At 23.1% G+C, this 452-nt stretch carries 1 protein-coding gene; it reads right to left on the bottom strand.

What is annotated here, in order from left to right; all coding sequences use genetic code 11:
* Positions 1-195 precede the first annotated feature (195 nt).
* Entirely contained in the window at positions 196-336 is a 141-nt protein-coding gene (locus G3997_RS04220; RefSeq protein WP_296648600.1) for a hypothetical protein, read from the bottom strand.
* Positions 337-452: the final 116 nt, after the last annotated feature.

Here is a 452-nt window from a genome sequence, read left to right as displayed (position 1 = left end):
TTATATATTTAGCTAGATTATATACCCTTTCTATATGAAACCAATCATGTCCACTWCCTTCACCATATAATTTATTTTTAACAAATTCTTTGGTTTTTTCTATCATTAAATTCTCATTCATTTTATTAACCTTTCTTTATGACACTATCTAACATAGATTTTCCTCTAGATACTTTAGTTAATATTGTCACTGTTTTATATACTATCTAAATAATTTTCTATTATATTTCTAATGTCTTCTTCTTCAACATTATGTATAGAATATTTATATCTAGCTCTTCTATACCCCCACATAAAAATTAGTAACATTGCAGTAAAAACAGCTACTATAGGCATAATCCCTATCTCCCCTAGATTATTAAATTAGTTCACTTTAATTTTATTGTATCACTAATTAACATAAAATTCCAAAATCTATATAATTATTAAATATATATTATTTATTTTACAGA

The sequence above is a fragment of the Romboutsia sp. 13368 genome, from assembly GCF_018336475.1.
GTDB lineage: Bacteria > Bacillota > Clostridia > Peptostreptococcales > Peptostreptococcaceae > Romboutsia.
This window is presented reverse-complemented; position numbering and strand designations above follow the sequence as displayed.

Coding starts and splice junctions, on each gene's coding strand:
- G3997_RS04220 (WP_296648600.1), bottom strand. CDS start 336: ATGCCTATAGTAGCTGTTTTTACTGCAATGTTACTAATTTTTATGTGG.